The 20,163-nt window shown below is 43.6% G+C and carries 23 protein-coding genes; 9 read left to right on the plus strand and 14 right to left on the minus strand.

Annotation, left to right across the window (positions count from 1 at the left end; translation table 11 throughout):
- The first annotated feature begins 2 nt into the window (after positions 1-2).
- Positions 3-821 carry a hypothetical protein gene (locus COV52_05545; GenBank protein PIR10969.1) on the plus strand — a complete coding sequence of 273 codons (819 nt, stop codon included), beginning with the start codon at positions 3-5 and terminating at the stop codon, positions 819-821.
- Here the strand turns inward: COV52_05545 and COV52_05550 are convergent.
- From COV52_05550 to COV52_05575, 6 genes are all read right to left on the minus strand, one after another.
- A complete protein-coding gene (locus COV52_05550; GenBank protein ID PIR10970.1) occupies positions 818-1,357 on the minus strand; it encodes a hypothetical protein in 540 nt (179 codons plus the stop codon). The genes COV52_05545 and COV52_05550 overlap by 4 nt on opposite strands.
- Positions 1,358-1,811: 454 nt before the next feature.
- On the minus strand, positions 1,812-2,432 hold the full coding sequence (gene rdgB, locus COV52_05555; protein PIR10971.1) for a non-canonical purine NTP pyrophosphatase, RdgB/HAM1 family: 621 nt from the start codon (positions 2,430-2,432) through the stop codon (positions 1,812-1,814).
- A gap of 12 nt (positions 2,433-2,444) precedes the next feature.
- Positions 2,445-2,966 (minus strand): hypothetical protein, encoded by a 522-nt coding sequence (locus COV52_05560; GenBank protein PIR10972.1) that lies wholly within the window; start codon positions 2,964-2,966, stop codon positions 2,445-2,447.
- A gap of 21 nt (positions 2,967-2,987) precedes the next feature.
- Entirely contained in the window at positions 2,988-3,815 is an 828-nt protein-coding gene (locus COV52_05565) for a pyrroline-5-carboxylate reductase (protein ID PIR10973.1), read from the minus strand.
- Positions 3,816-3,823: 8 nt separating this feature from the next.
- Complete coding sequence (gene pckA / locus COV52_05570) at positions 3,824-5,383, minus strand: phosphoenolpyruvate carboxykinase (ATP) (GenBank protein PIR10974.1); 1,560 nt, start codon at positions 5,381-5,383, stop codon at positions 3,824-3,826.
- Between the two features lie 174 nt (positions 5,384-5,557).
- Positions 5,558-6,436 carry a hypothetical protein gene (locus COV52_05575; GenBank protein PIR10975.1) on the minus strand — a complete coding sequence of 293 codons (879 nt, stop codon included), beginning with the start codon at positions 6,434-6,436 and terminating at the stop codon, positions 5,558-5,560.
- A gap of 63 nt (positions 6,437-6,499) precedes the next feature.
- On the opposite strand from COV52_05575, the gene COV52_05580 reads away from it, so the two are divergent.
- Together COV52_05580 and COV52_05585 are read left to right on the plus strand one after the other, a co-directional pair.
- Positions 6,500-6,922: a Holliday junction resolvase RuvX gene (locus COV52_05580; GenBank protein ID PIR10976.1), complete on the plus strand. Its 423-nt coding sequence runs from the start codon at positions 6,500-6,502 to the stop codon at positions 6,920-6,922.
- Positions 6,923-6,989: 67 nt separating this feature from the next.
- Positions 6,990-7,469, plus strand: coding sequence for a hypothetical protein (locus tag COV52_05585; protein PIR10977.1), 480 nt, complete (start codon positions 6,990-6,992; stop codon positions 7,467-7,469).
- A gap of 207 nt (positions 7,470-7,676) precedes the next feature.
- Here the strand turns inward: COV52_05585 and COV52_05590 are convergent, their stop codons facing one another.
- From COV52_05590 to rsgA, 3 genes are all read right to left on the minus strand, one after another.
- Entirely contained in the window at positions 7,677-7,982 is a 306-nt protein-coding gene (locus tag COV52_05590) for a hypothetical protein (GenBank protein PIR10978.1), read from the minus strand.
- 112 nt (positions 7,983-8,094) lie between these two features.
- Positions 8,095-8,931 (minus strand): phosphatidylserine decarboxylase, encoded by an 837-nt coding sequence (psd, locus tag COV52_05595; GenBank protein PIR10979.1) that lies wholly within the window; start codon positions 8,929-8,931, stop codon positions 8,095-8,097.
- On the minus strand, positions 8,928-9,869 hold the full coding sequence (gene rsgA, locus COV52_05600; GenBank protein ID PIR10980.1) for a ribosome small subunit-dependent GTPase A: 942 nt from the start codon (positions 9,867-9,869) through the stop codon (positions 8,928-8,930). Before rsgA ends, psd begins: the two co-directional genes overlap by 4 nt.
- 51 nt (positions 9,870-9,920) lie before the next feature.
- Here rsgA and COV52_05605 point away from each other — a divergent pair, with 51 nt between their 5' ends.
- Together COV52_05605 and COV52_05610 are read left to right on the plus strand one after the other, a co-directional pair.
- Entirely contained in the window at positions 9,921-10,967 is a 1,047-nt protein-coding gene (locus COV52_05605) for a multifunctional CCA tRNA nucleotidyl transferase/2'3'-cyclic phosphodiesterase/2'nucleotidase/phosphatase (GenBank protein PIR10981.1), read from the plus strand.
- Positions 10,903-11,937, plus strand: a complete 1,035-nt coding sequence (locus COV52_05610) for a nitrogen regulation protein (protein PIR10982.1) — start codon at positions 10,903-10,905, stop codon at positions 11,935-11,937. Before COV52_05605 ends, COV52_05610 begins: the two co-directional genes overlap by 65 nt.
- Positions 11,938-11,949: 12 nt before the next feature.
- Here COV52_05610 and COV52_05615 read toward each other — a convergent pair whose 3' ends face one another.
- Positions 11,950-12,273, minus strand: a complete 324-nt coding sequence (locus COV52_05615; GenBank protein ID PIR10983.1) for a hypothetical protein — start codon at positions 12,271-12,273, stop codon at positions 11,950-11,952.
- A gap of 135 nt (positions 12,274-12,408) precedes the next feature.
- On the minus strand, positions 12,409-14,799 hold the full coding sequence (gyrB, locus tag COV52_05620; GenBank protein ID PIR10984.1) for a DNA topoisomerase (ATP-hydrolyzing) subunit B: 2,391 nt from the start codon (positions 14,797-14,799) through the stop codon (positions 12,409-12,411).
- Here gyrB and COV52_05625 point away from each other — a divergent pair.
- Positions 14,717-15,430, plus strand: coding sequence for a hypothetical protein (locus COV52_05625; protein ID PIR11145.1), 714 nt, complete (start codon positions 14,717-14,719; stop codon positions 15,428-15,430). The genes gyrB and COV52_05625 overlap by 83 nt on opposite strands.
- Here the strand turns inward: COV52_05625 and COV52_05630 are convergent.
- Genes COV52_05630 through COV52_05640 form a run of 3 tightly spaced genes read right to left on the minus strand, consistent with a single transcriptional unit; the run spans position 15,427 to position 18,990 of the window.
- Entirely contained in the window at positions 15,427-16,503 is a 1,077-nt protein-coding gene (locus tag COV52_05630) for a DNA replication/repair protein RecF (GenBank protein PIR10985.1), read from the minus strand. The two genes, COV52_05625 and COV52_05630, sit on opposite strands and share 4 nt — an antisense overlap.
- Positions 16,504-16,524: 21 nt before the next feature.
- Complete coding sequence (locus COV52_05635; protein PIR10986.1) at positions 16,525-17,634, minus strand: DNA polymerase III subunit beta; 1,110 nt, start codon at positions 17,632-17,634, stop codon at positions 16,525-16,527.
- 12 nt (positions 17,635-17,646) lie between these two features.
- On the minus strand, positions 17,647-18,990 hold the full coding sequence (locus COV52_05640; GenBank protein ID PIR10987.1) for a chromosomal replication initiator protein DnaA: 1,344 nt from the start codon (positions 18,988-18,990) through the stop codon (positions 17,647-17,649).
- A 476-nt stretch (positions 18,991-19,466) separates the two neighbouring features.
- Between COV52_05640 and COV52_05645 the strand changes: the two genes are divergently transcribed.
- The 3 genes from COV52_05645 to COV52_05655 are packed head-to-tail and all read left to right on the plus strand — an operon-like array spanning position 19,467 to position 20,160.
- Complete coding sequence (locus COV52_05645) at positions 19,467-19,601, plus strand: 50S ribosomal protein L34 (GenBank protein ID PIR10988.1); 135 nt, start codon at positions 19,467-19,469, stop codon at positions 19,599-19,601.
- Positions 19,601-19,939, plus strand: coding sequence for a ribonuclease P protein component (gene rnpA, locus COV52_05650; GenBank protein PIR10989.1), 339 nt, complete (start codon positions 19,601-19,603; stop codon positions 19,937-19,939). The genes COV52_05645 and rnpA overlap by 1 nt, the downstream gene beginning before the upstream one ends.
- A complete protein-coding gene (locus COV52_05655) occupies positions 19,918-20,160 on the plus strand; it encodes a membrane protein insertion efficiency factor YidD (protein ID PIR10990.1) in 243 nt (80 codons plus the stop codon). Before rnpA ends, COV52_05655 begins: the two co-directional genes overlap by 22 nt.
- The last annotated feature ends 3 nt before the right edge of the window (positions 20,161-20,163 follow it).

Genomic DNA, 20,163 nt, shown 5'->3' on the forward strand with positions numbered 1-20,163 from the left:
CCATGCACAAAGCAATAAAGCTAACCGCATTGATCGGATTTTCGGGGCTCTTAGGTGCTTGTGCTCAGGCACACAAAGCAAGCAATATGCCGGTCAAAAAAACAGTGCCTTTAAACCAAGTGAATGAGATTGTTGTCACTGACGTCACTCAAGTTACCGTTCAAAAAACGAAAAGCCACCCCCAAATTAGCTTTATCACCAGGCCTGAACAAGCACCAGATATGCGCTTGTCCTCTGACCACCACCGTCTAACTATCGAGGGCAACTCTGCCTCTACGCACATCACTATTCAAGCCTCTGGCTTAACCCTTTTATCTGTCAATGATGTGAATCATTTGAGCGTTGGCCAAGGTCTTCGCATTAAATCCATGGCGCTCAACGATGTCGCACAGACGCGCATTCGTGGCACAGTGTATTTAGATAGACTGAGCCTATATAATCAAAGCCACCTTAACGCTTACGCAATCTGGCTGAAACAGCTTTCTTTATACGATCAAAGTACGGCGAACATCAACACCTTAAGCGCTAAAGAGTTCAACCTTGACATGCACGGTCAAACTCAAGCTGTTATCTCGGGTCATGCTAATGTTATGCAAGCTACGCTTTTAAACAACAGTAAACTAGCCGCCAAACGCTTTTACACGCAACGTGCTTTTGTCAAAGCGTTTGGGCATAGTTTCGCTCGCGTATCTGTGAGGAAAACGCTGTTTAGCTTTAATGAACCAACCAGCGTGATTGAATATTACGGCACACCAAAAGTGTATCGCCGAGCCCTTAACGGCAGCGCGACACTTCCCATGTCAAAAGAGGCGAGCTTTTAAAACTTGCCTCGCTGCTGGCAACAATTAGGCTTAATGAAAACTTCCACTCGACGATTATTCGCCATGCCGGTGAAATAGCGGTTACTGGAGACGGGGCGTTTCGTACCCATCCCTTTATAGCTCAAGGTTTGCGTTTGATTGGGCACACCGTATGCCCACAAATAACCTGCGACTTCTCGCGCCTGCGCCTGAGTGAGTGCCTTGGCATTTTTGGGCGGTAAAACGGTATCGGTGTACGCATGCACACTGATGTTGGCCTTAGGGTAAGACTGTATATATTTCCACAAAAAGTACTGTGTATAACGACCAATCGATGTCACCTCATCGCTGCCTGTCTCAAAAAGCTCATCGCTCGGTATGACAATCAAGGTGCCCTTGGCAGTTTTGACCATGTTCACCTGCTGCTTAGCTAGCTTCATTTGCAGCTTCGCCCGATGAATAACACAATCATTAGTGCGACCCTGTTCACAGGGATTTGAACTACAAGCAGACAGAACACTAGCCGCAGCCATCAATAACAGAAAACGCTTAAACACGGAATCACTCCTTATGTGTTCCTTAGAGTAGACTTTTTTGAGTTAAAAAAAAAGCGCTGCTTCTTATTTTTATTCAGCGCTTTAGAGTTTAGGCTCTGCTGACAGCAAGGGGGGGCCATCAGCAGAAGGGTTCGGATAGCTCGAAGGGTGGCGAGTATCCGGTATGTCGCATTTATTATTTTTATTATCCTGCGACAGCGTTAAGTTTACACCAGCTCCCCTGTTTTGATAGGTGTAAATTAACTTGTAAATATTGTAAGTTAATTTTTTGGGCAAAATTTAGTTGTTGGCGATCCTTGATAAAAGAGCCCCTGAATAATCAGGGGCTTGAAAGTTTAGATCGCATTATTATTACGCTTGAAGGGCTATAATTTTGCTTATAGCTGATTTGTTTTATGATTATTTTCAGCAAGCAGATCCTAATCCAAGCTTGAAATAAATTGTAGCCTTAATTTTAGATGCAAATTGCTGGGGTAAACTTTATCTCATCGCCATATTGCGTGAGAAAAGCCCTCACCGCCTCACCTCGGTGGCTAAACCCGGCTTTTTCCTGAGGTGAAAGCTCAGCCGACGTTTTTTTAAGGGCTGGCAGATAAAAAACCGGGTCATAACCAAAGCCATGATGACCCAGCGCTTGTGCTGCAATTTCGCCTCGCCAAACACCCTGAGCGAGCAGTGGCATAGGATCATTCTCGTCGCGCACAAAAGCCAACACGCAAACAAAACAGGCGCTTCGTTGCGGCTCGCCCTCTAAAGCCGACAATAGCTTTTCCCGATTTTCTTTATCACTTGAGCCAGGACCTGCATAGCGTGCCGAATAAATGCCGGGACCGCCCCCCAAAACATCGACACACAAGCCTGAATCATCCGCCAAAGCGGGCAAGCCGCTGCACTTGGCAGCGTACCGGGCTTTTAATATCGCATTTTCCACAAAGCTCAAACCCGTCTCTTCAACAGCCTCTTGTGTATAATCCGATAACAAACGAAGCTTTACGGGTAAAGTAGAGAGAAGCTCTGAAAACTCTTTCAACTTCCCATTATTGAAACTTGCTAAAACCCAAGCGTTGCACACCATCGCATACCCCGATTAAAATAGCACCGTAAAAAGTGCGACCTCAATGAGCTTAATTAAAATAATCGCGACCACGGGAGAAAAATCCAAGCCAGCAATCGAAGGGAGTATTCGTCGAATCGGACGAAGAATCGGGCGAACAATAGCATTTAACGCTTCAATAACGGGGTGAACGCCGCCTTGAGAAACCCAGCTTGCAATCGCAGTAATCAACAATATATAAAAATAAAAATCCATAATCTGCGAGACAAAACCAAAGAGCGCGATCAAAAGAAGATGTATCGGACTTCCTTGTGCCAAAATAAACGACTTAATCAAAACCAACACAAACACATACATCAATGCGGCCCAATCCAAGCCTTTTTTATAAGGCAGCACTTTATGAAATAATTTGATAGGAAATTGTGTTAATTTAATAACAAACTGAGAAAGCGGATTATGGTAATCAGCCCGCACCCATTGAAGTGCTATTCGCAATAACACAACAGCAATATAAAGATTAAACACAACCATAAAAATATTAAGGATTTCGAACATATGCTTTACTCCTGCATGTGGTTATCGTTTTGAAAGCTCAGCGCTCAGTTCACAAGCCCTATCACAAGCCGCTCGCATGGCTTTTTCAACCATGCCGAGCAAGCCATCTTCAGAAAATGATTGAATAGCGCGCTCAGTTGTACCCTTAGGCGAAGTGACTCGCTGGCGTAGTATCTCGGGCGGGTCGCCTGATTCCAAAGCCAATTTGGCGGCGCCAAATACCGTCTGAACAGTTAAGGCCTGCGCGGCCTTTTTATCAAGCCCAAGCTTCTCGGCCGCCTCTTGCATCGCTTGCATTAGGAAAAATACATAAGCCGGGCCGCTACCCGATAAGGCGGCAATCACATCGATTTTCGACTCATCATCGACCCATATTGTCATACCAACGGCGCGCATCAAGCTTTCTGCGAGTGTTTTTTCACGCGGAGAAACCTGTGAAGAGGCAAACAAACCGGTCGCACCTGCACGCAATAATGATGGGGTATTCGGCATGGCGCGAACAACCCCCACCTTACCACCCAGCCATTCGTTCAAGGTCTCTGTGGTCAAACCGACCGCCAACGAAATAACCAGGGGCTTTCGCTTTTCAACCATCGGGCGAATCTCTTCGCACAAAGCTCGCATGCCTTGAGGCTTTACACATAAAACCAGAACATCAACCTCAGAAACCAAGGCTTCATTTGAGGTGGCTGCATTGATAGAAAAACGCAAAGCAAAATTATCGCGCTTTTGCTCGCCGCGATTACTCACCCAGATCGCGCTTGGAGGATAACCGTCATCAATAAGACCGCCGACAATGCTATTTGCCATGTTACCCGCGCCAATGAAGCCTATTTTTTTCGTCATAATACAAAAAACTACACAGTGACGTTAACAAGGTCTGGTTGGGCAGATAAAACCGCATCAGACACATTAAATTTCTTAAAGTTTTCTTGAAACTTTTCAATCAAGCCAGCCGCGTTTTCTTCATACGCGCTGATGTTTCCATAATTTTTTCGCGGATCTAACAAGTTTGAATCAAGCGCTGGCAAGCTTTTTGGAATGGCCAAGTTAAATCCAGGCAAATGGTCGAACTCTGCCTTTTCAATGTCACCAGATAAAATGGCATCGACCACTGCGCGCGTTACCGGAATATCAAAACGTTCACCGCCTTGGCCATAGGCGCCGCCGACCCAGCCGGTATTAACCAAGTACACAGGGCAAGCTGCGTGCTGAACACGCTTGATCAACAGATCAGCATAGACCTGTGCCGGCCGCGGGAAAAACGGCTCACCAAAACAGGTGCTAAACGTCGGCTTGATTGGCTCAGACTGCCCAACCTCAGTACTTCCAACCAATGCCGTGTAGCCGCTTAAAAAATAATAGGCTGCTTGTTCGTGAGTTAAACGCGAGACCGCGGGCAAAACACCGTATAAATCACAGCACAAAAAGACAACCGCTTTAGGAATTCGCCCCTTATTTTCACCCACACGCTTTTCAATGTGTGTTCGAGGATAGGCGGCTCGCGTATTTTGCGTGAGGCTAGCATCATCAAAGACTGGATCATTTTGCTCATTAAGCACGACATTTTCCATGACAGCACCATGTTTAAGGGCCGCCCAAATCACAGGCTCTTTTTCAGCGGAAAGATTAATGCATTTCGCATAACAACCGCCCTCAAAATTAAACACACCCTTTTCACTCCAACCATGCTCATCATCGCCAATTAAATAGCGATTGGGGTCAGAAGACAGCGTCGTTTTACCCGTCCCCGATAAACCAAAAAACAAAGCCACATCACCGTCAGGGCCCATGTTTGCCGCACAGTGCATCGGCAAAACATCATGCTCGGTCAGTAAAAAGTTAAGCACTGAAAACATCGCTTTTTTCATTTCGCCCGCATAATGTGTGCCACAAACTAAAATACGGCGCGTTGAAAACTCAATCATCACCGCAGCATCAGAATTGACACCATCAACTGCAGGCTGTGTTTTCAAGTTTGCTGCATTGATTAGCGTCCAGCTTTCTTTAGCTTCGCTTTTTTCACGGATAAAAAGATTGTTAACAAACAGCGTGTGCCAGGCAAGCTCTGTTATCACAGTAACAGGTAAATGATGCTCTTCATCTTGGCCCACAGACAAATCTGAAACATACACCGCTTTATCGCTCAAAAAAGCCACCGCCTTTTGCCACAGCGTTTCGAATGTATCAGCATCAATCGCTTGGTTCACAGCGCCCCAATTAACAACATCAGCTGTCACCGTGTCTTTAACAATAAAACGATCTTTAGGCGAGCGCCCTGTTCTTGATCCCGTTTCGGTCACCAGGGTGAAATTACTGGCAACAACCCCCTCTTTATTGTTCAGAGCCTCTTGTACAAGCTGATCAACGGAGAGCTGTTCTTTACGGTGTGGAAATAATGTTCGAATACTTGGCATAGACTGTTTTAACCCCTTATTGTCCCTAATTGAGCTTTTGTATAATTTCGCATACAAATGGGTTTGTATGCGCTTAGTGATTCATCTAATCATTAAAAATAACCCGATGGTCCAGAAAGCCCCCATAAATAGTAAGCCTTCATTTTACACACTTTACCCCACTTGAAAACGCCATCAGTGGAGTTTTTGGCTCCCTAGACCATCACCAGCGACATCCTCGGCCAGGTCATCTGCCATGAAGGTATAATACTGATGACAAAAATCACAGCGAAGTGACATTTGCCCATCCTCTTCCAGTATTTGCTGAACTTCGTCAGTTGGCATTACCATAACCGCATTGCGCATTTTTTCCCGTGAGCAACCGCAATGAAACTGTAACGGCGTTGCGTCAAATAACCTGACATCATCTTGCTCATGAAACAGACGAAACACCAGCTGGTCAAAAGGTAAGCCCAATAGCTCTTTATCTTCAACCGTCTCACAGAACATGACAGCCTCATCCCAAAACGATGCCTCATCCATTTCGGGCAGGGCTTGAAGCAAAAAACCCGCAAACGTTTCACCGTCATCTTTTAACCACAGACGCGTTTTTAATTGCTCAGATTGTAAAAAGTAGTGCTCAATACAGCCCACCAAATCATGGTGATGAATAGGAATAATCGTTTGGTAAGGGTCGCGCATGGTTTCTGTGTAAAGCGAAACCAACATGTGCCCGCCTCGTGCAATTGCCAATAAGTCATCTGTTTCCAAAGGTGAATCTGACTGTAGCAAGGCCCTTAGTTGCTCTTGATTTGAAACCTGAACCAGCAGGAGTTTTAAATTGGAAGCGCTTTGTAATTGAATGCTGAATTTGCCCTTCACTTTAAGCATAGAAGACATCATGCACGCCACACAAATGACTTGAGCTAAAAGTCGTTTCTCGACAGGGTTATAATCATGATGTTTCAACAAATCTTTTAAGGTTTGCTGTATTCGTATTAATTCGCCACGAATATGTTTTTTTTCAAAAAGAAAACGCTGGCTAAGGTCAACTGATGGTTTACTTTTACTCATTTGCTATCATTTTTATACCGCTTTTGCTAGATTTGAGCATATCAAATAAATGCTAAATTGAGTATGGAAAATATTACCCGCCTTTTAGGTTTCGACTTTGGTTTAAAACGCATTGGCGTTGCTTTTGGCCAAACTATCACCTGTTCAGCAAAACCTCTCTGCACACTCAAAGCCGATAGCGGGCTATGCGATGCTCGTGCAATCGCTAATCTCGTCAGTGAGTGGCGGCCCCAAGCTTTAATTGTCGGTCTTCCTCTAAATATGGATGATACCGAACAAGCCATCACCCAAAAGGCGCGGAAATTTTCTACTTTTCTTCAAAATGAAACAGGCCTACCTGTTCATTTATTTGATGAGCGGTTAACAACCATTGAAGCAAGAGAGCAGATTTTTAGACGGGGCGGTTGCAAAGCCCTTGAGCAAACCCAAATCGATGCGGTTGCTGCCGCCCTAATACTTGAAGGCTGGATGCAATACCGCCGTTGATTTTTCTGCTTTTTTTCTCAATAATCTTTTCCAAGCCTAGCGAAACACCATTGACAGAGTAATTTTTATGCAAAAAAAAGCCACTTTTCTTTTCTTTACGCTTCTTGTGGCCCTTTTTTTTGTCGCGGCTTCATATTACCTGGAGTTCGTTGAAGACTTAAGGCCTTGCCTTTTATGCTTTTTTCAACGCTGGCTGTTGATTTTATTTGCCGTCCTGGCCATTTTTGCTCTTTTTACCCCTTTTTTGCTACGGCGAATTTTTCTAATCATTAATGTCTTCACAGCGTTGCTCGGTAGCGTGTTCGCCATTCGCCAGATTTGGCTACAACACCAGCCCCCGTCTCAAGTGATCAGCTGCTTGCCAGATACAGCTTATTTGGTAAAGCATGTGCCATTACCTTCTCTGGTTAAAATGGCTTTTCAAGGCACGCCAGATTGTGGCGTTGTTCACGAAAGAATCATTTTTCTAAGCTTATCTGAATGGTCGCTGCTGGGGTTTGTTGTCTTGTTGATAATGACACTTTTGGCGTTTAAACGGTCTAAATGAAAAAAGGAGTGAACATCGTCCACTCCTTTTTTGCCACCCTTCAAGCATCCGTGCGAGACAATCCATGTCTACTAACTTTCCTGCTTACATACAATCCTTTGTACCCGTTCATTCTATTACAGAAAGTGCATAAAACAAGGACAAAACCTTAAGAAAACATTAAATAAAACCATGCTTACAGGAAAAATGGCCGATATCCTACAAAAATCAGAGCTTTTTTGGCCGTTTTTTCGATTTTTTCTGAAAATAGCTCTGTATTTTCGATCCAAAATACCAGCCCAAAGCTGAGCCACCGAATAAAATCAACGCAATATAGGCGGGAATCAAAGCCACAATCAGGCCTTGAAGTTTTCCGTCTGTCGAATTAAACCAATCTATCCAGTTAGTAATCGACACCCCGTCGTCGATCGGAAATAGCAAGACGCCATACACTAAGCTCAAGCTCAGCAAAAACCCGATGACGCCACCTAGGCGCCCGGAAGATTGATACTGTGTACGACTCATGATCAACATACGGTTTATCCTCGGCCGCGCAGTGTAATAGGCAAAGCTTAAGGTAAAATTACGCATCGAAACTATTTTTTGCTGAGCCCAAGAAGGGGTGGACCCTAGAGCGTGTCCCTAGTTAGCTGAATTGTGCTATCGATTGACCCAATTTTATATTGCCCTGGTGGTGCAACATTTCAAACCGCTTTTCTGTTAACACAATCACCGTTGAGCCCACATTAAAGTGCCCTATTTTATCACCACAGGAAAAGCGCGGGCCATCATCATACACCTTGGCTTCAATTTGCTTAGGCGAGCGCGGCGTCACCTTGCCTGACCACTGGGTCACAATACCAGAAACAATCATGGCACCGACAAAAATCAGCGTCATGTTACCTTGTTCTGTATCAAACTCACAAACCAAACGCTCATTACGCGCAAACAGTCCTGGTACATGATTCGCTGTCATTAAGTTCACCGAAAATAAGCGGCCAGGCACATACATGGTTTTCTTCAATCGACCATCGATGGGCATATGCACACAATGATAGTCCCTGGGTGACAAATAAATCGTAAAATAACTCCCCTGAGAAAGCTGCTTTTCTAACTCATTATCGTTGGCTAGCAAGCTTTTCAAAGAATAATTCACCCCTTTGGCTTGAAACAATTGTCCCTGCCAAACATCTCCCGATTCGCTAATAAAGCCATCAGCAGGAGAAATCAAAGCGTTGGCATTTTTTTCAAACGGTCTTAAACCAGGCTTAAGCGCGCGTGTAAAAAAATCGTTAAAGTCGGTATAGTCTTCTGGTTTTTCACGCAAAGCTTCATTCATATTCACACCAAAGCGCTTTATGAACCAACGGATCAAGCCATTTTTGAGTGGCTTGAAGCGACACAACATCAAGCTTGCGAGAAAGCGTGAAAAAAGATGATGCGGAAATAAGTATTGAGTAAGAACAAATAAAGGTTTTCTCATCGGCTTGCTCGTTTAAATAATGTCATGAAGTGTTCAAAACGTTCGGCGCTCATCAGGCCACCTTTCACCAGGCCTGTCAAGGCGCAACCTGGTTCTGCTTCATGTTGGCAGTTTCTAAATTGACAAGAACCGGTCCGCATGAGCTCTGGAAAAGCCGTGAATAAATCTGATGCGCTAAACTCATTAAGCACAAATTCCCGCACACCGGGCGAGTCAATCACGCCACCGCCTTCGGGTAAAAGAAAATACTCACTCAGACTGGTTGTATGGCGGCCTAACTGCTGCTTTTCAGAAATTTCACCGACCTCTAGCGCCTTATGGGGTAATAAGGTCTGTAATAAGCTTGATTTACCCACACCAGACTGGCCGACAAAAATAGAGGTTTCATCCAGTAAGGCCTGCTTTAATGCTACCAGTGTTTCTGGTTGGTTTACGCTACAAACATATAACTCAAAGCCCAAATCTTGATAAAGCTTATACGGTTCAAGCCCCGCTTCCAGAGATTCTGCCAGATCAACTTTATTCACCAGCAAAATCGGCTTAACGCCTAAATTAGCGGCTGCCAGTAAATAGTTATCGATTAAGCTAGCGCTGGTTTCAGGTACCACCGCCAGAACAATGATCATTTGGGTGATGTTCGCCGCTATCCATTTAGTTTTACCCAAGCGGCTATCCCGGGATAACACGGTTTTTCTTGGAAACCTAGCCGTAACAACCCACCCTTTATCTTTGCTTAAAGCCACTTCATCGCCGGGCACAAGGTGATCAAGTGTTCGGCGAATAGACGCTGTGACTTCTTCGCCTTGTTCAAGCCAAACAAGGGCTTCATCACGGTAGCGCTTCAAAACGATGGCTTTAGCATCATAAGATAACAGCTCAGCATCCTGGTTAGCCCGAATCCTGGCTTGTTGTTGGCCTGTTAATCGTCGTTTAGTCATGGTATTTTTTCTGGTAAAATTTGCAGTATACAAAAGTGAAGGTCAAAAGTATTGAAAATTTACCTGGTTGGCGGCGCGGTCCGCGATGAATGCTTAGGCCTCATTCCTAAAGAGCACGATTGGGTTGTGGTAGGCGCCACCCCTGAAGATATGCTTTCACAAGGCTACAAACCTGTAGGCAAAGACTTCCCTGTTTTCTTACATCCCAGCACGCAAGAAGAATACGCTCTAGCACGCTCTGAGAAAAAAACCGGAAAAGGCTATCACGGGTTTGTGTTTCACACAGGCCTGGAGGTTTCTCTTGAAGAAGATTTAAAACGCCGTGATTTAACCATTAATGCGATGGCCAAAGATAACGATGGTCAAATCATCGACCCCCACCATGGCCTTGACGACCTTAAACAAAAAATGCTACGCCATGTTTCTGACGCTTTTATCGAAGACCCTGTTCGTATTCTGCGCATTGCGCGTTTTAACGCGCGCTTTCCAGAATTTTCTATTGCTGAAGAAACTCTAGCCTTGATGAAAACCATGGTCAGCAATGGCGAAGTTAACGCCCTAGTGGCAGAACGTGTTTGGCAAGAAACCCTTAAAGCACTTGTGGCAGAAAAACCGTCTTTATTTTTTAACGTACTTAAGCAGTGCGGAGCCATGGCCGTCATTTTTTCAGAGCTTACCTTAATTAATCCTTTAATCGACAAACCTAACGAGCCACTCATTCGCTTCACTCTTTTGTGTGCGGATATGCTGCCATTACAGTTGACGAGCTTGTGCAAACGCTTACGTGTTCCCAAACAATACTCTGAGCTTGCCAAGTCTTTCAACGGCATTGATAAACATCACTTAAATTCACCAGAAGCTTACTTAACAGCCCTTGAAAAACTCGACGCTTTTCGACGGCCTGAACGCCTAGATCTCTACATCAGATATTTAAAAAGCTGTGATTTAAGCCGCGAAGCAACGACGCTAAACAGGGCATTTTTAGCCGCAAAAACTGACAGCCTAAAAACACTGATCGAACAAGAAAAGCCTGATGACATCAGCGCGTTTATCCATTCGATACGTCTACAGAAAATACACGATGCCCTCCGTCATTAAACCGATTACGCTCGGCAACTTACACTTACCTCACAATCTGATTCAAGCACCTTTAGCCGGGGTGAGCTCTGCGCCTTTTCGTGAATTACCACAAGCTTTTTTACCACCCGCCTATGCTTGTACAGAGATGATGTCAGCCAAAGCGCTCTGTACCCAGCCGTTGCATTTACAAGGTCGCTTTTTGTATAAATCACCCCAAGAAGGTTTATTGTGCTATCAGCTCTCAGGCACAAACCCAACTGAACTAGCTCATGCCTGTAAAATCGTAGAAGCCCATGGCGCTGACCTAATCGATTTAAACTGTGGCTGTCCAAAACTAAAAATTCGTAAAAAAGGTTGTGGCTCGAAACTCTTGGAGACCCCAGATAGTTTACGCATGATCATACGTGCAATGCGCCAAGCCACTGCGCTGCCTTTATCCATAAAAATTCGTTTGCCTGCTGAAAACAGCTTGGACTACTTGCCAGAATTGCTTAGCATCATTCACGAAGAGGCTCTCGACTTTATTGTCGTTCATGCGCGCAGCTGGAAAGATGACTATGACAAAGCGGTTGACTTAGATCGCCTTGCTACATTCAAAGCCAACTGTAAAATCCCGGTCATTGCCAATGGGGACGTAAAAGATTCAGCGTCGGTTAAGCATTGCCTGGAAAAAACGGGCTGTGACGGCGTAATGATTGGTAGAGCTAGTGTGGGACAACCCTGGCTATTTCAACAAATTGTTAACGAGCTTCAAGGACATGAGTTTCATCGCCCACCCAACGCTTCTATTGCTCAACGACTCGTTCAACATGCAGAAGGTTTGGCCACATTATTAAACGCAGAAAAACCCGCCGTACTTCAAATGCGAAAACTCAGTAAGTACTATTCTCGTGAGCAACCTTGGCAAAAGGCATTTTTATCCGAGGTCTATCAATGCGAAAATCTTGAGGCTTTGCGTACGGTCATTTCAAGATTTTTTAGCGATTAAGGCGCGATGACTTTAAACGTTGTGAGCTTCCCGCAAAGCACGGATCGCTTCACGCATCGTTTTCATAGCCTGGTAATCGCCCTTATCTTGCGCCACCTCCAAACCCTTTTGGTACGCGCGCTTGGCTGCTTCGTACTGCATCAAAAGCTCTAGGGTTTGGCCATACATTTTCCAGGCTGCCGTATAGCGCGAATCCTGGTCCAACGCCGTCTCATAATGCAACAAAGCTTCTTCGGGGTTTCGTTCTTGAATATAGGCATTAGCCAGACCAAAACGTATCAAGGCATTATCTTGACCTTCGGCTAACATCGATTTGAGATTATCAATAACACTCATGGTGACAACCTCCTTTTTGAACACCACTAGATAGGACTGGGTAGTTTAGACTACTGATGTATTTTTTGCACAAAAAAAGGTAAAAATTTACTTTTTGCCTTATAAATCAATGATTTTTCTCGAAAACAGCGGCGCTTAAGTATCCAAAACAGCGTCCAAGGCAAACTGTTCGATAAACTCACGACGCGGCTCCACGTGATCGCCCATAAGCGTCGTGAACAATTGGTCAGCGGCAACCGCATCTTCCACTGTAACCTGAAGTAGACGACGATTTTCAGGGTCCATCGTCGTTTCCCAAAGCTGACCAGGGTTCATTTCACCCAAACCTTTATAGCGCTGAATTCCCTGGCCTTTTTTCGCATCCTCCAGTAACCATTCCAAGGCACTGATAAAGCTGACCACTTCAAACTTTCGACCGTCTTTTTGAACGTAGGCGCCTTCCTCGACCACGCTCATCAACGCGTGACCACTTTCAGCGATCAATTGGTAGTCTGTGGTTGCCACAAAAGCAGGGTCTAAATTGAATAAGCGCTCTTGGCTATGTTCAACTTCTGTGACCACCAAGGTTTGACCATTTTCGTGTGCATCAACCTGCAATTGGTAACTCGGCGTTTTCGCGCCGTTCAAGTGGTTTTGCAGTATTGAAATAAAGCTAACATCTTCTGCCAAATTTACCCTATTTAAATTTGGCATTTTGGATAAAGCATCCAGTAAAGCGCGCGGATAACGACGCGATAAACGATCAATCATACGCTTCAGAGTGAAATAGGTTTGTGCCAATTTTTCGAGCGCTTGACCGCTGATACCGGGCGCTTGCGCACTCGGATGCAAGCTCGCATCATCCAATGCTATTTGCAACAAATAGGCATCCAAGGCGACATCATCTTTTAAATAGCGTTCTTGCTTGCCTTTTTTAGCTTTATACAAAGGTGGCTGAGCAATATGAATATGGCCACGCTGTACAAGCTCTGGCATTTGTCGGTAGAAAAAGGTAAGCAGCAAGGTACGAATGTGCGCGCCATCAACATCAGCATCGGTCATAATGATAACACGGTGATAACGCAATTTGTCTGGGTTATATTCATCTCGGCCAATACCACAACCTAGCGCCGTGACTAAGGTGCCAATTTCTTGTGATGAAAGCATTTTATCAAAACGGGCTTTTTCAACGTTTAGAATTTTACCGCGCAAAGGCAAAATCGCTTGGTTTTTTCTGTTTCGACCTTGTTTAGCCGAACCACCCGCTGAATCACCCTCTACGATAAATAATTCAGACAACGCAGGATCGCGTTCTTGGCAGTCAGCCAATTTGCCTGGCAGACCTGCGATATCCAAGGCACCTTTTCGACGCGTCATTTCGCGAGCTTTACGAGCAGCTTCACGTGCGCGGGCTGCGTCGATGATTTTACCGGCGATGATTTTGGCTTCTTGTGGGTTTTCTAATAAATAATCTTGCAGTTTTTCTGCCATCAAGCTTTCAACCACAGGGCGAACTTCTGATGACACTAATTTATCTTTTGTTTGCGATGAAAATTTCGGATCCGGTACCTTGACTGACAACACCGCAGTCAGCCCTTCCCTAGAATCGTCACCCGATAAATTTAATTTGTATTTTTTAACAAGGCCTTCATTTTCTAAGTAGCTATTTAATGTGCGTGTAAGCGCGCCACGAAAACCGGCTAAGTGAGCACCGCCATCACGCTGTGGAATATTGTTCGTGAAACAAAACACATTTTCCTGAAATCCGTCGTTCCACTGCATCGCAATTTCGACCTGTATATTATTTCTTTCAGCGGTAAATGCAAATATGGCTTTATTTAACGGTGTTTTATTCGCATTAAGGTAATCCACGAATGACTGAATACCGCCTTTGTATTCGAATACATCGCCCTTCCCATTGCGCTCGTCACTTAACTCAATGCGCACGCCAGAATTCAAAAACGAAAGTTCGCGCAAACGCTTGGCTAAAATATCGTAATGAAATTCTGTTTGAGCAAAAATTTTAGGCGACGGTTTAAAATAAACTTGTGTCCCGTTTTTTTCAGTGGCTTCACCTGTCTCCAATGGTGCTTGTGGTTCACCCAAGCAATAGGTTTGACGATGAATTTTTCCGTGTTTAAAAATCGTTAAGCGCAGCTCATCGGATAATGCGTTAACCACAGACACGCCCACGCCGTGCAAACCGCCTGACACTTTATACGAGTTATCGTCAAATTTACCGCCAGCATGCAGCACTGTCATAATGACCTCAGCGGCAGAGTGACCTTCTTCAGGGTGCATTTCAACTGGAATACCGCGACCATTATCTTCAACAGTAATGCTATTGTCGCTGTGAATGCTAACTTTGATTGTGTCACAATGACCGGCGAGTGCTTCGTCAATTGAGTTATCCACGACCTCAAACACCATGTGGTGCAAGCCTGTACCATCATCGGTGTCACCAATGTACATCCCTGGGCGTTTTCGAACAGCATCCAAACCCTTTAAGACTTTAATACTGGAAGCGCCATACTCTTGTTGTGACATGGAAAAACCCTTTAAAAATCAGCTCGCCAGTATAGCAATTTGTGGTTTTTTTAGCTATACAATCGCGTTATTATCACCTTTTAAATTGGGCTCACTGGCGTTGATGAAAAATGAATGCTTAATTATTTTGGGTGCAACCAATGATGATGAAGGACAGTTATCTCCGCTAGCTATTTCACGCCTTGATAAAGCCATCGAGATCATCAAATCCAAGCCGCAACTTAGGCGAAGCTCTTCTGTTTTACTTACCGGTGGTTTTGGTGATCATTTTAACCGCACAACAAGCCCTCACGCCGAATTATTAAGAGGCTATCTTCTTAAAAAAGGTGTCGAAAATGACGCTATTTGTAGAGATCTTGTTTTATCTAGTAACACAATCGAAGATGCTGAGCTTTCAGCAAAGCGGCCTGACTGCTTAAATTTTGATCAAATTAACTTATTGACCTCGGATTTTCATCTTGAAAGAGCGCTTTTTCTTTTTCATGCCAACCTACCAAAACACACTATCGTCGGTATTGCCTCTAAAACCCCAGCTCATATTAATAGAAAGCCGCTGATAGAACACGAGACACGCACTTTGAAGTGGCTACAAGCTCACTATGTCCCCGCACAATCGGCTGCTGATCGTTAAACGGATTTAACCTCGCCGCGTTCCACGTGGAACACGGCGGGCATTTTACCCAGCAACTCAAGCTCTACGTCGCCTTGCTCGATCACTGAAATAAATACCTGAGCATTTATGGCCCGCAAACAGGACAGCATTCGGCGCAATACCGCTTGGTCCAGCTCTGCTGCAATATCATCAACTAACACCAGCGGTCTGTTTTGAGACCGAGCCTCAGCTGAGTACATGGCAAACTGTGCCAATGAAACCGCTAGCAATAAGGCTTTTTGCTGCCCCCTGGAAAACACATCTTTTACCAAACCGTTTTCAGTTTTAAATAACAAATCCGCGCGGTGAGCACCATAATAAGTAAAGCCGCGTTGATAATCCTCAGCTAAACTCATCGCCAGAGAGTTTTTGAAGTCACATCCGGCTTTTGCACCTGATTTATACGTGACAACAATGGATAATCCAGGCAAAAACGCTGAAGCAAGCCTCGTTATCTCAGAAACAAAGCCGTCCCAGTATTTTTGGCGGAAATGGTCGATATTCTCGGCCATCGCGACAAGCTCGTCGTCCCAAGCCGTCACCTGGTCTTCAGAAAGACGCATTTTCAGCGCCTTATTGCGCTGCTTCAACGCTTTTTGGTAACGACTCCAATACGCAAAGAATTGAGGTTCCACGTGGAACAATAGCCAATCCAATAAATGACGTCGTTTTTGCGACCCGCCCATAAACACATCGAAAGAATCATAATTCAACAGCACCATAGGCAGAACCCGAGCGAGCTGGGAAACAGAGTCCGGTTTTTCACCCGAAAGCTTAATAACAGCGGGTTCGGTCAGCGATTTTTGAATCCCTAGCGTGGTTGAATCGTCACATTCAGCAAATAAAGTAAACGCAGGCTGATCAAAAGCGATAACCCGTTGATTAATATGATTTCGAAAAGAACGACTGGTACTTAAATAGTAAATAGCTTCAAACAAGCTCGTTTTACCGGAGCCATTATCACCGTAAAATAGATTAAAATTTGGGCAAAAATTTAATGAAACGTGAGTCAGGTTTCTAAAATGATTAATAGTTAACCTTTTTAGTGTCATTCCGCGCTCATGACCGAATTTTTACAAACGCATCGGCATGACAACATACAAGCTTGTCGAGCTGTCGTCTTCAGATTCAAACAACAGACTGCTATTGGCATTGCTCATCGAAATTTTAAGCTCACCTGCTGGCAAGGCATTTAAAACATCTAAAACATAATTCACATTCACACCAAACTGCAACTCAGGGCCGTCGTAACGAGCGGGAATTTCATCATGAGCTTGTTCTTGTTCTGGATTATTTGCTTCGATTTGCAGTAAATTTGCCTTGAACGTGAGACGAACTCCATGAAATTTCTCATTACACAGAATTGAGGCGCGAACCAAAGCCTGTTTAAACTGATCGCGGTCCAGATAAGCAAATTTATCGGCGCCCTTAGGTAGAACACGTTTGTAGTCCGGAAATTTGCCGTCAATAAGCTTCGAAGTGAATTGAAAACGCTCATGGGCAATATGAATATGGTTAATATTCAAATGGACCTGAAGCCTATGATCTTCCTGGCTGTTTAGCAGTCTAGAGAGTTCCATCACCCCCTTGCGAGGCACAATCACAGACATCGCCTCTTTAACGGACGTTTTTTCGGCAAAATCAGACAAAGCCAAACGATGACCGTCAGTTGCAACCATGTGAATATGATCTTTGGCCAACTCAAACAACATACCATTGAGATAATAGCGCACATCTTGTTGAGCCATTGCAAAAGCCGTATGGTCAATAAGCGATTTTAGGTCCGCTTCGGGCAAATTAAAGGAAACAGCCGCATTATCCATCGACACACTTGGAAACTCGTTAGCCGGCAACAATGCTAATTGAAAACGACTCTTGCCGGATTTTAAAGCTAAACGCTGTCCTTCTGTTTTAAATTGAATAGGATTTTCTTCATTTAAAGCGCGGCAAATATCCATCAACTTTTTTGCAGGAACAGTGATCATTGTATCGCTTTTAATATCAATAACATCAGCTGTGGCCATCAACTGCAATTCTAGATCCGTGGCTGTTATTCGAAGTTTTTTATCGGCAATGGATAACAACACATGAGAAAGAATGGGTAGAGTTTGGCGTTTTTCAACCGCGCCAGAAACTTGATTTAACGCATTCAAAAGCGATGAACGTGAAATAGTGATTTCCATAGTCCTTTCCCGTTATGTGGTTAAAATTCGAATTAAATTTTTATAATCCTCAGCAATTTCACTGCTGGTATCCCTAAGCTCGAGCATTTTTCGACAAGCGTGTAAGACAGTAGTGTGATCTTTTCCACCAAATGCATCACCAATTTCTGGCAAGCTGTGATTAGTGAGCTCCTTTGATAAGGCCATTGCCATTTGACGAGGCCTGGCTACAGAGCGACTTCGACGCTTAGACAAAACATCTGAAACTTTGATTTTATAATATTCAGCCACCGTCTTAATAATATTTTCTATACTGATTAATTTATCCTGAAGCGTCAGCAAATCTTTTAAGGCTTCTTTGACAAAATCCGTGGTAATTTCACGTCCGGTGAATTGCGCATTAGCAATCACACGCTTTAATGCGCCTTCTAATTCACGCACGTTTGATCGAATACGTTTTGCAATAAAGAAAGCGACATCACTATTTAAATGAACACCTTGAGCTTCTGCTTTACTCATTAAAATCGCTACACGAGTCTCTAATTCAGGCGGCTCAACAGCAACGGTTAAACCCCAGCCAAAACGAGAACGTAGCCGTTCCTCAAGGCCACTCACTTCTTTAGGATAACGATCACAAGTAATGATGATTTGTTTATTATTTTCTAACAAAGAATTAAACGTATGAAAAAATTCTTCTTGCGAACGATCTTTGCCAGCGAAAAATTGAATATCATCGATCAATAGTAAATCAACTGAGCGATAAAAACGCTTGAACTCATCCATGGTATTGGTTTGAAGCGCTCTTACCATATTGGCTACAAAGCGTTCTGAATGCAAATATAAGACTTTGGCATTAGGCTTATCATGCAGCATAGCATTGCCAACAGCATGCATTAAGTGTGTTTTACCTAAGCCCACACCACCATAAATTAATAATGGGTTGTTGGCGCCACCGGGGCTTTCAGCCACTTGGTGAGCCGCTGCATACGCAAACTCATTGGATTTACCTTTTACAAACTTATCAAAAGTAAAGTTACGGTTCACATTGGATTTAAATTCAGTGACTTCGACTTTTTGAGCACTGGTGGTTGTGTTAACCCTTTTGACAGGAAAAGTAGGCGCATCGGCGGTTTTTCGGCTACCAACTTGTAGTGAAACAGTAGGCGGCTCATCATTACCTGACAGTTCAGCCACTAACTGACAAATCGTATTATAGAATTTATCGTTGACCCAATCAATCACAAAACGATTCGGCGCGTACAAAATTAATCGAGAATCCTTTTCTTCAGCTTGCAAAGGCAAAACCCAAGTATTGAAATCCTGTTCTTTAATTTGTGTTTGTAATTGCTGTAAACATTGTTGCCAAATGTCAGCCACGCGTTAGCCCTTTAAGCCCAGAGAAAAATGAGGGGAAAGTGTATACGCCTTTACCCACAGAATCCAGGTTCTGTGGATAAAATTTTCAAAGCAAGTTTGTATAATTTTTTTACAGTTTCCTCTAAAAAATAGCTTCTTGTAAAATAAAAAGCTGTGCATAAAGGGGCTAATAAACCAGGAATAAGCTGTGCTTAATTGGCTTAACAACTCGCTCTGTGGATAACTCAAGCTTTTCACCCCAGTTTATACCGACTTATACGCGCCAAAAAATCGACTTATCAAATAAATAACTTATTGTTTTTATTATTTTTAATAATTTTATCCACAGAATGTATTCACATAATAATAACTATAATTAAATTATATATCTTATTTATATTATTTATGGGATGTGAACCATTTAGAAAAACAAGCTTTCAGATTGACAAGCCTTCAAAATAAAAATATGATGCTCGACCTGAATTTTAGGATTGGTTATGAAAAGAACATATCAACCCAGTAACTTAAAACGAAAAAGAACCCACGGTTTTCGTGCACGCATGGCAACAAAAAGTGGTCGTCAATTAATCAATCGACGACGCGCTAAAGGACGTAAGCGCCTTTCTGCTTAATGCCATTTTATTTCTCTAAGTTACTTAGGCTTCGAAAAAAAAACGAGTTTAATCGCTTAAAAAAAGGCGATGGTAAGCTCGTTTTTGATCAATTTGTATTAGTCAGTAAAAAGGCTGAACTTTCGATCCCGCGTTTGGGTATTATTGTTAGCAAAAAAGTGTCAAAGAAAGCGTGTATTCGAAATCAATACAAACGCGTCATTCGAGAAAGTTTTCGTTTAAAAGCCAACACATTAAAACCGGTCGATTATTTAGTGATCGTCAGGCATAATCTCACGCACGATAAATACCACTTACGTCAATCATTGGATAAAGCATGGCAGCGCTACAGCGAGTAATACAAAAGATGTTATTCATCATGGTTGTCATGTACCAAAAAGCGCTCAGTCGCTTTTTGCCTGCCCGTTGTCGGTTTTATCCCAGTTGCTCAGCTTACGCTAAAGAAGCCTTCCAAAAACATTATTTACTGACTTCAATTTTCCTTGTGAGTAAGCGCTTATTAAAGTGTCACCCTATGTGTAATGGCGGGTATGATCCCGTCCCCGAAAAAAAGAGTTAAACG

It is taken from the genome of Gammaproteobacteria bacterium CG11_big_fil_rev_8_21_14_0_20_46_22, assembly GCA_002796245.1.
Lineage (GTDB): Bacteria > Pseudomonadota > Gammaproteobacteria > UBA12402 > UBA12402 > 1-14-0-20-46-22.

Coding starts and splice junctions, on each gene's coding strand:
- COV52_05545 (PIR10969.1), top strand. CDS start 3: ATGCACAAAGCAATAAAGCTAACCGCATTGATCGGATTTTCGGGGCTC.
- rdgB (PIR10971.1), bottom strand. CDS start 2,432: ATGGTGTGCAACGCTTGGGTTTTAGCAAGTTTCAATAATGGGAAGTTG.
- COV52_05560 (PIR10972.1), bottom strand. CDS start 2,966: ATGTTCGAAATCCTTAATATTTTTATGGTTGTGTTTAATCTTTATATT.
- pckA (PIR10974.1), bottom strand. CDS start 5,383: ATGCCAAGTATTCGAACATTATTTCCACACCGTAAAGAACAGCTCTCC.
- COV52_05575 (PIR10975.1), bottom strand. CDS start 6,436: ATGAGTAAAAGTAAACCATCAGTTGACCTTAGCCAGCGTTTTCTTTTT.
- COV52_05580 (PIR10976.1), top strand. CDS start 6,500: ATGGAAAATATTACCCGCCTTTTAGGTTTCGACTTTGGTTTAAAACGC.
- COV52_05585 (PIR10977.1), top strand. CDS start 6,990: ATGCAAAAAAAAGCCACTTTTCTTTTCTTTACGCTTCTTGTGGCCCTT.
- COV52_05590 (PIR10978.1), bottom strand. CDS start 7,982: ATGTTGATCATGAGTCGTACACAGTATCAATCTTCCGGGCGCCTAGGT.
- psd (PIR10979.1), bottom strand. CDS start 8,931: ATGAGAAAACCTTTATTTGTTCTTACTCAATACTTATTTCCGCATCAT.
- rsgA (PIR10980.1), bottom strand. CDS start 9,869: ATGACTAAACGACGATTAACAGGCCAACAACAAGCCAGGATTCGGGCT.
- COV52_05610 (PIR10982.1), top strand. CDS start 10,903: ATGACATCAGCGCGTTTATCCATTCGATACGTCTACAGAAAATACACG.
- COV52_05615 (PIR10983.1), bottom strand. CDS start 12,273: ATGAGTGTTATTGATAATCTCAAATCGATGTTAGCCGAAGGTCAAGAT.
- COV52_05625 (PIR11145.1), top strand. CDS start 14,717: ATGTACATCCCTGGGCGTTTTCGAACAGCATCCAAACCCTTTAAGACT.
- gyrB (PIR10984.1), bottom strand. CDS start 14,799: ATGTCACAACAAGAGTATGGCGCTTCCAGTATTAAAGTCTTAAAGGGT.
- COV52_05630 (PIR10985.1), bottom strand. CDS start 16,503: ATGACACTAAAAAGGTTAACTATTAATCATTTTAGAAACCTGACTCAC.
- COV52_05635 (PIR10986.1), bottom strand. CDS start 17,634: ATGGAAATCACTATTTCACGTTCATCGCTTTTGAATGCGTTAAATCAA.
- COV52_05645 (PIR10988.1), top strand. CDS start 19,467: ATGAAAAGAACATATCAACCCAGTAACTTAAAACGAAAAAGAACCCAC.
- rnpA (PIR10989.1), top strand. CDS start 19,601: ATGCCATTTTATTTCTCTAAGTTACTTAGGCTTCGAAAAAAAAACGAG.
- COV52_05655 (PIR10990.1), top strand. CDS start 19,918: ATGGCAGCGCTACAGCGAGTAATACAAAAGATGTTATTCATCATGGTT.